This window comes from Alkalihalobacillus sp. MEB130 (genome assembly GCF_032335535.1).
GTDB lineage: Bacteria > Bacillota > Bacilli > Bacillales > Bacillaceae_D > Halalkalibacter.
In genome coordinates this window covers 292,003-305,584 of the sequence record NZ_JAOANA010000002.1, presented here as the reverse complement: position 1 = coordinate 305,584, position 13,582 = coordinate 292,003, and the positions used below count along the sequence as shown (strand labels likewise).

Sequence of the window (13,582 nt, the reverse complement as noted above, 5' to 3'; positions counted from 1 at the left end):
AAATTATTTAGGGGGTATTTTATGAGGGTGAATAAGAAAGTATTCTTAATGATTCTTAGTTTGGTCATGGTAATCATGCTCGCTGCTTGCGGTGGGGGAGAAGGGGCCTCATCAGAAGGTTCTAGCGGAGACAAAAAGGTCATAGGCGTTTCCCTTTCAAGTGTAAGTGATACATTCCGTACATTTATCTATGATGCAATGAATGAAGAAGCTAGTAACCACCCAGACTTTGAATTTGTTTTTTCCGATGCACAAGAGGATAGTTCAAGACAAATGAACCAAGTTGAAAACTTTATAACTCGAGGTGTGGATGCAATTATCTTCATGCCAGTAGATACAGTTGCAGCTCCTGATATTGTTTCGAAAGTGAATGAAGCTAGTATCCCTATTATTGTCGTAAATCAAACATTTGATGCAGTCGATCAAGCAACTGCCTTTGTTGGTTCATCTTCCATCGAATCTGGTTTGCTTCAAATGGAAGAAGTGGCAAAACAGCTAGACGGAAAAGGGAGTATTGCGATCATTGACGGCATGTTAGGGCATGAAGCACAAATTAAAAGAACAGAAGGAAACATGGAAATTATCGAGCAAAACCCTGATATGGAAGTTGTGCTACAAGGAACTGGAGAATGGTCTCGTAATCAAGGAATGAACTTAATGGAAAACTGGCTTCAAGCTGGAAAACAAATTGACGCAGTTGTAGCGAACAACGATGAAATGGCTATTGGTGCCTTACTTGCAATTGAAGCAGCGGGGAAATTAGATGAGATTGTCGTTGCAGGAATTGATGCATCCCCGGATGCGTTAGAATTATTGCAAGCTGGAAAACTAGACGTAACAGTATTTCAAGATGCGACTGGTCAAGCAAGTACAAGTGTTCAATTAGCAGTAAAAGCTGCGAATGGAGAAGAAGTAGAAACGGTGATGATTCCGTTCCAACTAGTAACTCCAGATAATGTGGATGAATTTATAGGTGAAAATTAACTGTTAGAATTCTCCCGATCAGTCGTATGAAAGCGATTACAGACAACGTTGATGAATACGTCCAAAGTATGAGTAATAAGAAACGTGTAATGAAAGGAAACCTTCTTTGGTTTCCTTTCATAAAAAAATAATAATCCTATCGGAAATGGGAGGGTTAATAATGAGTAATTATATTTTAAAATTAGAAAATATAACAAAAGAATTCCCTGGTGTAAAAGCATTAGATAATGTTCAATTAAAAGTTAGAAAAGGCAGTGTTCACGCATTAATGGGTGAAAATGGAGCTGGTAAATCGACTCTAATGAAAATTATCATTGGCATGTACAAACCAGATACTGGTCGAATATATTTTGACGGGGAAGAAATCAAGTTTACCAATATTAATGATTCTTTGGATAAAGGGATATCCATGATCCATCAAGAGCTTAGTCCTATTCCTGAGATGACTATTGCAGAAAACATTTTCTTAGGGCGAGAACCACTTTATGGGAGAACAGGTCTAGTAAATGATCGCCAATTATACAAAAATACACGGGAATTATTAAATAGTTTAGAAATCAATCTTGATCCAAGGACTAAAATGATTGATTTAAGTATTGCTAATACACAAATGGTTGAAATCGCAAAAGCCATCTCCTTTGATTCAAAATTAGTGATTATGGATGAACCAACATCTGCTATTACTGAGAAAGAGGTTGCTCAATTATTTAAGATGATACGTTCACTAAAAGAAAAAGGGGTTGGAATTATATACATTACTCACAAGATGAGTGAGTTATATGAAATTGCAGATGACATCTCAGTTTTTAGAGATGGACAGTTTATTGGAACGGATACAGCTGCGAAAATGACCAAAGATACATTAATCAAGATGATGGTAGGGAGAGAATTAAATCAAGTATTTAACAAACCGCAATTTAACATTGGTGAAGTAGCATTATCAGTAAAGAACTTGAGTCATAAAGGTTGGTTTGAAGATGTTAGTTTTGAAGTTCGTAAAGGAGAAATCGTCTGCTTTGCGGGATTGATGGGTGCAGGAAGAACTGAATTAGTAGAAGCAATTTTTGGTATAAAAAGCAAGGACGAGGGCGAGGTTTTTGTTCATGGAGAAAAAGTGAACATTAAATCCCCACAAGATGCCATTAAGAATAACTTAGGTTTTTTAACAGAAGACCGTAAACTAACTGGACTTTTTTTACCTTTGTCTGTTAAAGAAAATATGATCACAGTAAACATAGATAACTATATTTCGATGGGATTATTAAATTCAAAAAAGGTTAGATTAGATTGCCTAACCCAAAAGGAAAGTCTTCGTGTGAAAACACCGAATATTGAAACAATTGTCGAAAACTTAAGTGGCGGAAACCAACAGAAAGTATTACTGGCAAGATGGCTGCTAAAAAATCCAGATATCTTATTTTTAGACGAACCAACTCGTGGAATCGATGTAGGCGCAAAGTCTGAATTCTACAATATAATATTTGAATTAGCACGTCAAGGAAAAGCAATTGTCGTTGTTTCATCTGAAATGGCAGAAATACTTGGGTTGTGTGATCGCGTAATTATTATGCATGAAGGGCGAATTACTGGTGAGTTAGATCGAGAAGAGGCTAATCAAGAAAAAATAATGCAATATGCAACGGGACAACTAAATGAAAATATGACTGAGATTGGTAGCAAAACAAAGCAAGCTGTATCAAATTAAAACTGAAATAGCTTTCGAAATTAATATATCTAGTTTGGAGGAAAGTTAAATGGGTCTAGAGATTGAAAAGACGGAATCAAAACAAGTGAAAAATAATCAAGGTAAAGAATTAGCAATGAATCTATTTAAAAAGTATGGTATTTTTATCATTCTAATATTATTAATAGTCTTAATGTCCATTTTAACTCCGCATTTTCTAAGTACAGCAAATTTAGTAAACATCGTAAGACAAATGTCCATTATCGGAATTATTGCTATTGGTGTTACACCTATTATTATCACAAAAGGGATAGATCTTTCTTCAGGGTCTCTTATAGCATTGGTGTCTGTTGTAGTTGCAACTTTTGCACAAGGTGATTTTCCAATAATTGTCCCTATTGTAGTAGCGCTAGGTGTTGGTTTATTGGTAGGACTAATTAACGGTACAATGGTAGCCAAAGGAATGCTTGCTCCATTTATCGCTACATTAGGCATGATGACAGCTGCACGTGGAGCAGCGATGCTTTACAGTGATGGTCGACCTATCGGTGGTATCTCGGAATCGTTTACATTTATCGGTCAAGGAATTATCTTTGGTATTCCGGTACCTGTAATTATTTTTGCGTTCGTCGGTTTAGTAACGTGGGTACTCCTTAATAAAACTAAGATCGGTAGATACGTATACGCAATTGGTGGAAATGAACAAGCGGCTGTTACAGCTGGTATCAATGTAAGCAGAATTAAATTGATGGTATATGCTTATGCGGGTCTATTAGGCGGCATTGCTGGGATGATTCTTACATCACGAATTGCATCTGGTCAGCCCCAAGCTGGTCTAATGTTTGAATTAGATGCGATTGCTGCAGCTGTTATTGGGGGGACTAGTTTATTTGGGGGAATCGGTACAGTTGGTGGCACCATCATCGGAGCTTTAATTATCGGTGTAATGAATAATGGTTTAGACCTTTTAGGGGTAAGTTCATATTGGCAGCAAATTGTAAAAGGAGCGATTATCGTTTCGGCTGTTTACATTGATTCTAGAAAGAATCACCGTAAGAAATAAATGAATAAATAGATCTTAAACGAAAAAAAGTACTAGTCATATATTGGACTAGTACTTTTAAATTTAATTAATTTTAGATATTATTAAGATGAATGTAATTGATTTCATAATTTTCGTATTCTAAAAAAATTCGTAGTACGGTTAACTTTAAATGAATAAAAAAATAATCAGAAAAATGCTTAAAAAGTATTGACTGAAAACGCTTTTAATATTATTCTGAAACAGAAGTTATCAAAACATAACCAAAAGGTGACAACCTATAATAATTTTAATGTAATGTAGGTCACAGCATCTGTTGGTTAGATTGGTACAATTAAGTCATATAAAAGAGTATTTTAGACCTTTCAATGAAATCGATTTCATCAATTAAGGAGGTAATTATAATGAGTAAATTACTTAGAAAACCCGAAACCACTGAAATAAAAGACGGTGTAACACTCGTTCATGATGTAACATCTGAGAATTCATCTCTTGAATATGTAAATTTTAAGATGATTGATTTACACCCTGGAGCTACATATTCAGAGGAGTTAGGAAAGCAAGAAGTTTGTATCGTTGCTGTAACAGGTAAAATCACTGTAACTGATCAAGAAGTAACATTTGAAAATATAGGCACTCGTGAATCCGTTTTTGAGAAAGTTCCGACTGATAGTGTGTACGTTTCCAATGATCGTACCTTTGAAGTGAAAGCAGTTAGTCAAGCACGTGTTGCTCTTTGTTATTCCCCTTCAGAGAAGCAATTGCCAACGAAATTAATTAGTGCATCAGATAATGGGGTAGAGCATAGAGGAACAGGGAATAACAAACGCATGGTTCACAATATCCTTCCAGATTCCGACCCTTCAGCAAATAGTTTACTAGTTGTAGAAGTATTCACAGAAAGCGGAAATTGGTCCAGTTATCCTCCGCACAAACATGATCAAGACAATTTACCAGAAGAGTCATTTTTAGAAGAAACGTATTATCATGAAATGAATCCACCGCAAGGTTTTGTATTCCAACGAGTTTATACAGATGACCGTTCACTAGATGAAACGATGACAGTTGAAAATGGGAACATGGTTATTGTTCCAGTCGGGTATCATCCGGTAGGGGTTCCTGAAGGATATACTTCTTACTATTTAAACGTAATGGCAGGACCAACACGTGTGTGGAAATTTTATAATGACCCTGACCATGAATGGATTCTAAAAGGTTAATAAACTATTAAGAGGAGTGTTAGATAAAATGAATTATAAATTTAATGAAAACAGAGAATTCGATATTATTGCAGTAGGTCGTGCGTGTATTGATTTAAACGCAGTTGAGTATAATCGTCCAATGGAAGAAACGATGACGTTTTCTAAATACGTTGGTGGTTCACCAGCTAATATTGCTATTGGAAGTTCGAAACTAGGATTGAAAGCAGGATTTATTGGGAAACTTGCAGATGATCAACATGGTCGCTTTATTGAGCAATACATGAGTGAAGTTGGAATTGATACATCTAATATGGTGGTAGATACAGAAGGACATAAAACAGGCTTAGCTTTTACAGAAATTAAAAGTCCTGAAGAGTGTAGCATTTTAATGTACAGACAAGATGTAGCAGATCTTTATCTAGATCCAAGTGAAGTGAATGAAGAATATATTAAAAAATCAAAAATCCTACTTGTTTCAGGTACCGCATTATCAAAAAGCCCATCTCGTGAAGCGATGTTGAAAGCGGTTAGCTTAGCGAAAAAGAATGATGTAAAGGTTATCTTTGAATTAGATTATCGTCCATATTCTTGGAATAATGCAGAAGAAACGGCTGTGTACTACTCATTAGTTGCTGAGCAATCTGATGTTGTTATCGGTACTCGTGAAGAATTCGATGCGCTTGAAAATAGAACAACAGAAGGCAATAACGAAGATACAGTTAACTACCTATTCAAACACTCACCTGATTTAGTTGTGATTAAGCATGGTGTGGAAGGTTCATATGCTTATGCAAAATCTGGAGAAATTTTCAGAGGTCTTGCTTATAAAACAAAAGTCCTGAAAACATTTGGTGCAGGTGATTCATATGCATCAGCATTCTTATTCGCGCTTATTAGTGGCAAAGATATCGAAACAGCTTTGAAGTATGGTAGTGCATCAGCTTCAATTGTAGTGAGTAAGCACAGTTCTTCAGATGCCATGCCATCGGTCGAAGAAATTGAAGAATTAATTTCAAAGAATGAAACCATTTCAGTGGGATAGAGGAGAACGCTTATGAAAACGATTAGATTAACAACAGCGCAAGCTTTAATAAAATTTTTAAATCAACAATATATTCACGTTGATGGAGAAGAGATTCCATTTGTGGAAGGAATCTTTAACATCTTCGGTCATGGAAATGTACTAGGAATAGGGCAAGCACTTGAAAGTGATCCAGGCCATTTAAAGGTGATTCAAGGGAAGAACGAGCAAGGCATGGCACACGCTGCGATTGCTTATAGTAAGCAATTACTTCGTAAAAAGATTTATGCTATTACAACGTCAAGTGGTCCTGGATCTGCGAACTTAGTAACAGCTGCAGGAACAGCACTTGCTAACAACATTCCTGTATTACTAATTCCAGCTGATACGTATGCTAATCGTCAGCCAGATCCTGTATTACAGCAAATTGAGCAAGAGCATAGTCTTGCTATTACAACAAATGATGCATTAAAACCAGTTTCTAGATATTGGGATCGTGTAACGCGTCCTGAACAATTAATGTCAAGTTTGATTCGTGCGTTTGAGGTTATGACAGATCCGGCTAAAGCTGGTCCTGCAACGGTTTGTATTTCACAAGATGTTGAAGGGGAAGCATATGATTTTGATGAGAAATTCTTTGAAAAACGCGTTCACTATATTGACCGTAAACCAGCAAGTGATCGTGAATTAAAAGGTGCTGCTGAATTAATTAAAGCAAGTAAAAAGCCATTAATCGTTGTAGGTGGTGGAGCGAAGTATTCAGAAGCACGCGATATTTTAGTTGAATTTTCAGAGAAATATAATGTGCCACTAGTAGAAACGCAAGCTGGTAAGTCTACTATTGAACATTCATTTAAAAATAATCTTGGTGGCCTGGGTATCACTGGAACACTAGCAGCGAACAAAGCCGCTCAACAAGCAGATTTAGTTATTGGAGTAGGAACAAGATATACAGATTTCGCTACATCTTCAAAAACAATTTTTAACTTTGATGAAGCTAAGTTCCTAAATGTAAATGTAAGCCGTATGCAAGCTTATAAGCTTGATGGTTTCCAAGTAGTTGCCGATGCAAGAACTACCTTTGAAGCATTAACTCCGTTGCTAGAAGGCTATGAAAGTGAATTCGGCAACATGATTACTGAATTGAAGGAAGAATGGTTAGCTGAGCGTGACCGATTGAGCAAAGTAACGTTTAATCGCGAAAACTTTGTTCCTGAGATTAAAAATCATTTCTCCCAAGAAGTAATGAATGAATACGCAGATGCGTTAGGAACTGAATTTGCACAAACAACGGCATTGCTAACGATTAATGACACGATTGATCCTGATAGTATCATTATTTGTGCTGCAGGTTCTCTTCCTGGAGACTTGCAACGTCTATGGCATTCATCAGTACCTAATACGTACCACCTTGAGTATGGTTACTCATGTATGGGATACGAAGTTTCAGGTACATTAGGATTAAAATTAGCTGAGCCTACAAAAGAAGTATATACAATGGTGGGTGATGGTAGTTTCCTAATGCTCCATTCTGAGTTTGTAACAGCGATTCAATACAATAAAAAGATTAATGTTCTATTATTTGATAACTCGGGTTATGGTTGTATCAACAATCTGCAAATGGATTTTGGTGGCGGAAGTTACTTCTGTGAATTTAGAACGGAAGATAACCAAATCTTAAATGTTGATTATGCAAAAGTAGCTGAAGGTTACGGAGCGAAATCGTATCGTGCTAATACAGTAGAAGAGCTTAAGGCAGCGTTAGAAGATGCGAAGAAACAAGACTGTTCCACATTAATTGAAATGAAAGTTCTTCCTAAAACAATGACAGACGGTTATGAAGGAAGCTGGTGGAACCTAGGAGTTTCTGAAGTGTCCGATCGTGAAGGAATTCAAAAAGCATATGAATTAAAGCAAGAAAAATTGAAAAATGCAAAGCAATATTAAAAAGTAGAAGGTGAATGCTATGAGTAATCAAGATATTCTATGGGGAATTGCTCCAATTGGCTGGCGTAATGATGATATTCCAGAAATCGGTGCAGAAAATACATTATCGCATTTATTAAGTGACATTGTAGTAGCTGGTTTTCAAGGAACGGAAGTCGGGGGTTTTTTCCCTGAAGCAAAAGTTCTGAACAAAGAATTGAACCTTCGTAATTTAAAAATCGCTGGTCAATGGTTCAGTAGCTTCTTGATTCGTGATGGACTTGAAGAAGTAGCAAAAGAGTTTCACAAGCATTGTGCAAATTTACAACAAGTAAACGCTGCTGTTGCGGTTGTTTCAGAACAAACATATAGCATTCAAGGTACAAAGAGAAATGTATTTGCTGAGAAGCCTTATTTTTCGGATGAGGAATGGAATACATTGTGCCAAGGATTAAATGAGCTTGGAAAAATCGCCGAACAGTATGACTTACATTTAGTATTTCACCACCATATGGGAACAGGAGTACAAACGTTAGAGGAAATTGATCGTCTATTGGAAAATACCGATCCTAATCATGTTCACCTTCTTTACGATACGGGGCACATCTATGTTTCAGATAATGATTACATGACATTATTAAATAAGCATATGAAGCGCATTAAACATGTCCACTTTAAAGATGTAAGGGAGAACAAATTAGAAGAATGTAAGACTGCTGGAAACTCATTCTTAGATTCGTTTCTAAATGGTATGTTTACTGTACCAGGTGATGGTTGTATTGATTTTACAGAAGTTTATCAAACATTACTTGATTATGACTATAAAGGATGGATTGTGATTGAAGCAGAACAAGATCCAGCTAAGGCCCATCCATTAGAATATGCATTAATTGCACGAAAGTATATTGACGAGAAATTATTTCAAAAAGTAACAGTCTAACTAGACTAAAACCGGGTCTTTCGTCTAGAGAGACCCGGTTTCATATGTCGAAAGATATAATTCTTAATTTAATTTAAATGCAAGACTTTGTAAGGATAGTTAAAGTGAGAGAACGAATAAAAAGGAGGTCCTAAACAATGGCATTAGTCTCAATGAAAGAAATGCTCCAACAAGCTAAAGTAGGAAACTATGCGGTTGGGCAATACAACATTAATAGTTTACAGTGGGCACAGGCAATATTACAAGCAGCCGAAGAAGAACGTGGGCCAGTTATTGTCGCAGCTTCTGATCGACTTGTTGATTATCTCGGTGGCTTTAAAACAATAGCAGCTATGGTAAAAGCACTTGTGGAAGAAATGGAAATCACGGTCCCGGTTGCCTTGCACTTAGACCATGGAATGAATGTGGAGAGATGTAAACAGGCAATTGATGCAGGGTTTACATCCGTAATGATTGATGGATCCCACTATACTATAGAAGAAAATATTGCTATGACGAAAGAAGTCGTTGACTATGCTAGAACTCACAACGTATCTGTAGAAGCTGAAGTTGGAACTGTTGGCGGTATGGAAGATGGTCTAATTGGTGGAGTAAAATATGCCGATCCTTATGAATGTGTGCGTCTTGTTGAAGAAACAGGAGTAGACGCATTGGCTGCAGCACTAGGCTCTGTTCATGGACCATATCAAGGTGAGCCGCAACTCGGTTTTGATGAAATGAAACAAATTTCAGAAATGACAGGAATTCCATTAGTTCTACACGGAGGTTCTGGTATTCCTGATTATCAAATAAAAAAAGCAATCGAACTAGGACATGCAAAAATCAATGTTAATACTGAATGCTTACAAGCATGGGCAAAAGCAGTTCGTGAAGTATTATTAAACGATAGTGACATTTACGATAATCGTGCAATCACGACACCTGGTAAAGAAGCTATCATAGCTACAGTAAAAGAGAAGATGAGAGAATTTAATACAAGTAACAAAGCTCCAGAAACATCTAAAGTTTTGTAAGAAAGAGTTACTAAAAAGAACCTGTTATGAAAATATAAACAGGTTCTTTTTTATGAGTTTATAAGATTAATCTGTAATAACAAGCTGGATGTTATTTTGTTGAGCGTGTTGTATGTAGTGATTAGTAGGAACTGAGTCTGTAATTAAAACATCTATTTCTTGTAAATCGCAATAGGTCATCACAGCGTGCTGATCAAATTTATTGTGATCAACTAATAGAAACACTTCTGAACTTCTTTCAACAACTGTACGCTTAAGATCTGTTTCAAGAGGGCTAGAATTTGTTACGCCATTTTTTATGGTAACACCAGCTGAGGCCATAAATGCTTTGTTAATATTATGTGACTTTAAAATATCTTGCTTCGTAAGACTAGCAAACGATTTTGTCTTGCGCTCTAGCACCCCACCAGTTGAAATTACATTTAAATTTTCAAACGGAAGAGTTTGAATGATGAAATCAAGATTATTAGTGATAATGGTCAATTCAAGCGTTTTGATAAACTCAATTAATTCAAGAGTTGTTGTTCCAGAGTCGATGAAAATAACATCCCCATCTATTATGTAACTAGCAGCCTTTTTGGCAATTAGTTGCTTTTGGTGTAGATTACGTGTTTTTCTGTCGTGGAATGGTTCAAGTCGTGTTCGGTTTACACTAACTCCACCGTATACTTTTTTATACTCACCGGATTCAACTAGTTCTTGTACGTCTCTGCGTATCGTATTTTTTGAAACGTCAAAAACCGATACCAAATCATCCAATGAAACTGTTTTGTGTTGATTTATATAGTCAGAAATTTGTTTGATGCGTTGTGATTTTAGCATATTTATCAGCCCTTATTTAAGAAAAATTGAAAAGGGACTACCTTCCCTAAGTTTTATACAAATGCAAGTTATACTTTCGCAGTAAAAAATGATAAAAACTTATTCATATTATATCAACAATTAATCAAAACATCACCATCTTTTTGAGGGGGATTACAAATAGAAACGGCTTTCGATAATTAGTTAGTGCACGCTTTCAATACATGGTAAACTATCATTACACTCCTTGGTTTGACACAGAATTGAGGGTTTTATAATAAAGATGATAGTCAAACAAACGACTGAAGACATGCATTCCCTGTAGAGCATTTACAGTGGAGGATGAGGTGCTGAAAACTATGAAAATGAGCGATGTAGCAAAACTTGCCAATGTTTCTGCGGCAACAGTATCAAGGGTGCTTAGCCAGCCGGAAAAGGTAAGTCCAGAGACTAGACAAAAGGTTATGGATGTAATTAATAAAGTTAATTACAGACCACATATAGTAGCGAGGCAATTTAGAACACAAGAAACAAAAATTATCCTAGTTGTTGTTCCTGATATTACGAGTGCCTTCTTCTCTAAAGTACTAAGAGGTATTGAACATGTAGCTCTAGAGAATGGTTATCAAGTAATCTTAGGCGATACTGAAAATGATGTAGAGCGAGAGAACAGTTATATTAATTTATTATTGCAGAAGCAAGTGGATGGGATGGTCTTATTAACTGCCCGCCTTGATAAAAATAAATTAGAAGAGCTTGCTAGTGAATTTCCTTTAGTACTTGCTTGTGAATACGTAGACGGGTTGAACGTCCCGACTGTTTCAATTGATAATGTTAGCAGTGCTCGAAAAGCGACAGAACACTTAATTCAATTAGGTCACACGAAAATTGCTCATATTACAGGGCCGATAACAGTTATCCTGAGCAGGGACAGGTTAAAAGGGTATAAACAAGCCATGATCAGCAATGAATTAGAAATTGATCCTGCCTATATCCAAGAAAGTGAACCAAATTTTGAAGCGAGTTATAATCAAACGTTAAAATTATTATCTTTAGCAACTCCGCCAACAGCGATTTTTGTTTTTAACGATGAAATGGCTATGGGCACAATAAAGGCTGCCAAAGATAGCGGAGTAAGAGTACCTAAAGATTTGGCAGTTGTTGGTTTTGATAATATAAAAATGTCTTCAGTATTTGAACCTAATATAACGACTATTGACCAACCCAAATACGCAATCGGAAAAAAAGCAATGGAATTGCTGCTTATGCTAATGAATGGGGATTCTATGAAAAAGACTAAATTTGTGATGAAAGATGAATTAATCATTAGAGAATCTAGTTACATTAAGGGGAATAAATTATAGAGATTTGGACCTTTTTAATGGAGGAGAGTAGCATCTCCTCTTACAAAAAGGTTTATATCACACTATCTCTTAAAAGTAGGAGTTTACAAAGAAAACTGAATAATATAAAATGTATGAAGGAGTAGTAGACTACTTGCTAAAGGATTTAATGCTTTAACTCTTATTTTTTTATCAAAATCTGTAATCGTTTACAAATAAAAAGCGTGAATAGGAGGTGAGTTTCGAATAATGAAAATGACAGATGTAGCCAAATTGGCAAATGTATCTCCTGCAACAGTTTCAAGAGTACTTTCTCATCCAGAACTCGTTAGTAAAGAAACGAAGAAAAAAGTCATGGATGTCATTAATCAAGTCAACTATAAACCAAATGCAGTTGCAAGGCAGTTTAGAACAAAAGAAACAAAAATTATCCTTGTTGTTGTCCCTGATATAACTAGCGCTTTCTTCTCTGAAGTTCTTAGGGGGATCGAGCATGTCGCTGTAAGTAGCGGCTATCAGGTGATTTTAGGGGATACCGAAAATAGTATTGAAAGAGAAGCGGAATATATCAATTTATTGTTTCAAAAACAAGCTGATGGAATGATCCTTTTAACTGCTCGATTAGATAAAGCAAAATTAGAGGAGCTCTCTCAGGAATATCCACTTGTGCTCGCCTGTGAATATATGGATGGACTAAACGTACCAACGGTGTCTATTGATAACGTAAGTAGTGCGAGGAATGCTACAGAACATCTAATCCAATTAGGACATACTAGAATTGCTCATATCACAGGGCCAATTAATATTGTTCTTAGTCGAGATCGATTAAGAGGGTATAAACAGGCAATGATTAGCCATGAGCTTGACATTGATTCGGCATATATCCAAGAAGGAGATCAAACGTTTGAGTCTGGATATAATCAAATGCTAAAACTATTAGCATTAGAAACACCACCGAGTGCTGTCTTTGTTTTTAATGATGACATGGCAATGGGGGTAATAAAAGCTTGTAAGGATAGTCAGTTACATGTTCCTGAGGATATTGCAGTTGTTGGTTTTGACCATATCAAAATGTCCTCTATACATGAACCGAACTTAACAACAGTGGACCAGCCCAAGTATGAGATAGGGAAAAAGGCGATGGATTTATTATTAAAACAAATAAATGGTGAACCTATGGCTAAAAAGAAGATTGTTCTAAAAGATCAACTTATTATTGGTGAATCATGTGGGTCAAAAAGTTTAAAGGTTTTAGGAAGTAGTTAAAGTTGTGCAATCGATTTCAAGCTGTAAAAAGTATCAGATTAAATAATTAATAGAAGTAATGATTGATTGGACTTTTTTTAAAACTATTTATAACTTAGTGACAGTAGAATAAATACTAGGAAATTAAAGGGTTCCTCATAAAAAATACTGTTCGAAAAAAAAAGTAAAAAAACACGAAAAAGCATTTACAAAAAAAACTGATTACTATAAAATAAGAATTGTAAGCGGGAGTCAAAACATATCGATGTAATCGATTTCAGTTGTTTTACTTTCGGAAGTGTTAGAAGTCTCGATAGTAGGAAAGCTAGTATAGAAGTGGGTTAATTCTTTTTGAAAAGGATTTCATTTAGGGTTGTGTTA

At 35.9% G+C, this 13,582-nt stretch carries 11 protein-coding genes; 10 read left to right on the top strand and 1 reads right to left on the bottom strand.

Annotated features, from left to right (window positions below):
• The first annotated feature begins 21 nt into the window (after window positions 1-21).
• The 8 genes from N0O92_RS03315 (at window position 22) to fba (ending at window position 9,812) form a co-directional block, all read left to right on the top strand.
• Window positions 22-984: a sugar ABC transporter substrate-binding protein gene (locus tag N0O92_RS03315; protein WP_315613178.1), complete on the top strand. Its 963-nt coding sequence runs from the start codon at window positions 22-24 to the stop codon at window positions 982-984.
• 160 nt (window positions 985-1,144) lie between these two features.
• Window positions 1,145-2,689 (top strand): sugar ABC transporter ATP-binding protein, encoded by a 1,545-nt coding sequence (locus tag N0O92_RS03310; protein ID WP_396334462.1) that lies wholly within the window; start codon window positions 1,145-1,147, stop codon window positions 2,687-2,689.
• A gap of 49 nt (window positions 2,690-2,738) precedes the next feature.
• A complete protein-coding gene (locus N0O92_RS03305; RefSeq protein WP_315613177.1) occupies window positions 2,739-3,731 on the top strand; it encodes an ABC transporter permease in 993 nt (330 codons plus the stop codon).
• A 383-nt stretch (window positions 3,732-4,114) separates the two neighbouring features.
• Window positions 4,115-4,930 carry a 5-deoxy-glucuronate isomerase gene (gene iolB / locus N0O92_RS03300; protein WP_315613176.1) on the top strand — a complete coding sequence of 272 codons (816 nt, stop codon included), beginning with the start codon at window positions 4,115-4,117 and terminating at the stop codon, window positions 4,928-4,930.
• A gap of 28 nt (window positions 4,931-4,958) precedes the next feature.
• On the top strand, window positions 4,959-5,954 hold the full coding sequence (iolC, locus tag N0O92_RS03295; protein ID WP_315613175.1) for a 5-dehydro-2-deoxygluconokinase: 996 nt from the start codon (window positions 4,959-4,961) through the stop codon (window positions 5,952-5,954).
• A gap of 12 nt (window positions 5,955-5,966) precedes the next feature.
• On the top strand, window positions 5,967-7,880 hold the full coding sequence (gene iolD / locus N0O92_RS03290) for a 3D-(3,5/4)-trihydroxycyclohexane-1,2-dione acylhydrolase (decyclizing) (RefSeq protein ID WP_315613174.1): 1,914 nt from the start codon (window positions 5,967-5,969) through the stop codon (window positions 7,878-7,880).
• A 19-nt stretch (window positions 7,881-7,899) separates the two neighbouring features.
• Window positions 7,900-8,799 (top strand): myo-inosose-2 dehydratase, encoded by a 900-nt coding sequence (iolE, locus tag N0O92_RS03285; RefSeq protein WP_315613173.1) that lies wholly within the window; start codon window positions 7,900-7,902, stop codon window positions 8,797-8,799.
• A gap of 137 nt (window positions 8,800-8,936) precedes the next feature.
• On the top strand, window positions 8,937-9,812 hold the full coding sequence (fba, locus tag N0O92_RS03280) for a class II fructose-1,6-bisphosphate aldolase (protein WP_315613172.1): 876 nt from the start codon (window positions 8,937-8,939) through the stop codon (window positions 9,810-9,812).
• A gap of 66 nt (window positions 9,813-9,878) precedes the next feature.
• Here fba and N0O92_RS03275 read toward each other — a convergent pair whose 3' ends face one another.
• Window positions 9,879-10,634, bottom strand: coding sequence for a DeoR/GlpR family DNA-binding transcription regulator (locus N0O92_RS03275; protein ID WP_315613171.1), 756 nt, complete (start codon window positions 10,632-10,634; stop codon window positions 9,879-9,881).
• Between the two features lie 338 nt (window positions 10,635-10,972).
• Here N0O92_RS03275 and N0O92_RS03270 point away from each other — a divergent pair, with 338 nt between their 5' ends.
• Window positions 10,973-11,977 (top strand): LacI family DNA-binding transcriptional regulator, encoded by a 1,005-nt coding sequence (locus tag N0O92_RS03270; protein ID WP_315613250.1) that lies wholly within the window; start codon window positions 10,973-10,975, stop codon window positions 11,975-11,977.
• A 225-nt stretch (window positions 11,978-12,202) separates the two neighbouring features.
• Complete coding sequence (locus tag N0O92_RS03265) at window positions 12,203-13,222, top strand: LacI family DNA-binding transcriptional regulator (RefSeq protein WP_315613249.1); 1,020 nt, start codon at window positions 12,203-12,205, stop codon at window positions 13,220-13,222.
• The last annotated feature ends 360 nt before the right edge of the window (window positions 13,223-13,582 follow it).

Bases quoted from the DNA above. Each gene is read 5' to 3' on its own strand.
- N0O92_RS03315 (WP_315613178.1), top strand. From the start codon at position 22: ATGAGGGTGAATAAGAAAGTATTCTTAATGATTCTTAGTTTGGTCATG.
- N0O92_RS03310 (WP_396334462.1), top strand. From the start codon at position 1,145: ATGAGTAATTATATTTTAAAATTAGAAAATATAACAAAAGAATTCCCT.
- N0O92_RS03305 (WP_315613177.1), top strand. From the start codon at position 2,739: ATGGGTCTAGAGATTGAAAAGACGGAATCAAAACAAGTGAAAAATAAT.
- iolB (WP_315613176.1), top strand. From the start codon at position 4,115: ATGAGTAAATTACTTAGAAAACCCGAAACCACTGAAATAAAAGACGGT.
- iolC (WP_315613175.1), top strand. From the start codon at position 4,959: ATGAATTATAAATTTAATGAAAACAGAGAATTCGATATTATTGCAGTA.
- iolD (WP_315613174.1), top strand. From the start codon at position 5,967: ATGAAAACGATTAGATTAACAACAGCGCAAGCTTTAATAAAATTTTTA.
- iolE (WP_315613173.1), top strand. From the start codon at position 7,900: ATGAGTAATCAAGATATTCTATGGGGAATTGCTCCAATTGGCTGGCGT.
- fba (WP_315613172.1), top strand. From the start codon at position 8,937: ATGGCATTAGTCTCAATGAAAGAAATGCTCCAACAAGCTAAAGTAGGA.
- N0O92_RS03275 (WP_315613171.1), bottom strand. From the start codon at position 10,634: ATGCTAAAATCACAACGCATCAAACAAATTTCTGACTATATAAATCAA.
- N0O92_RS03270 (WP_315613250.1), top strand. From the start codon at position 10,973: ATGAAAATGAGCGATGTAGCAAAACTTGCCAATGTTTCTGCGGCAACA.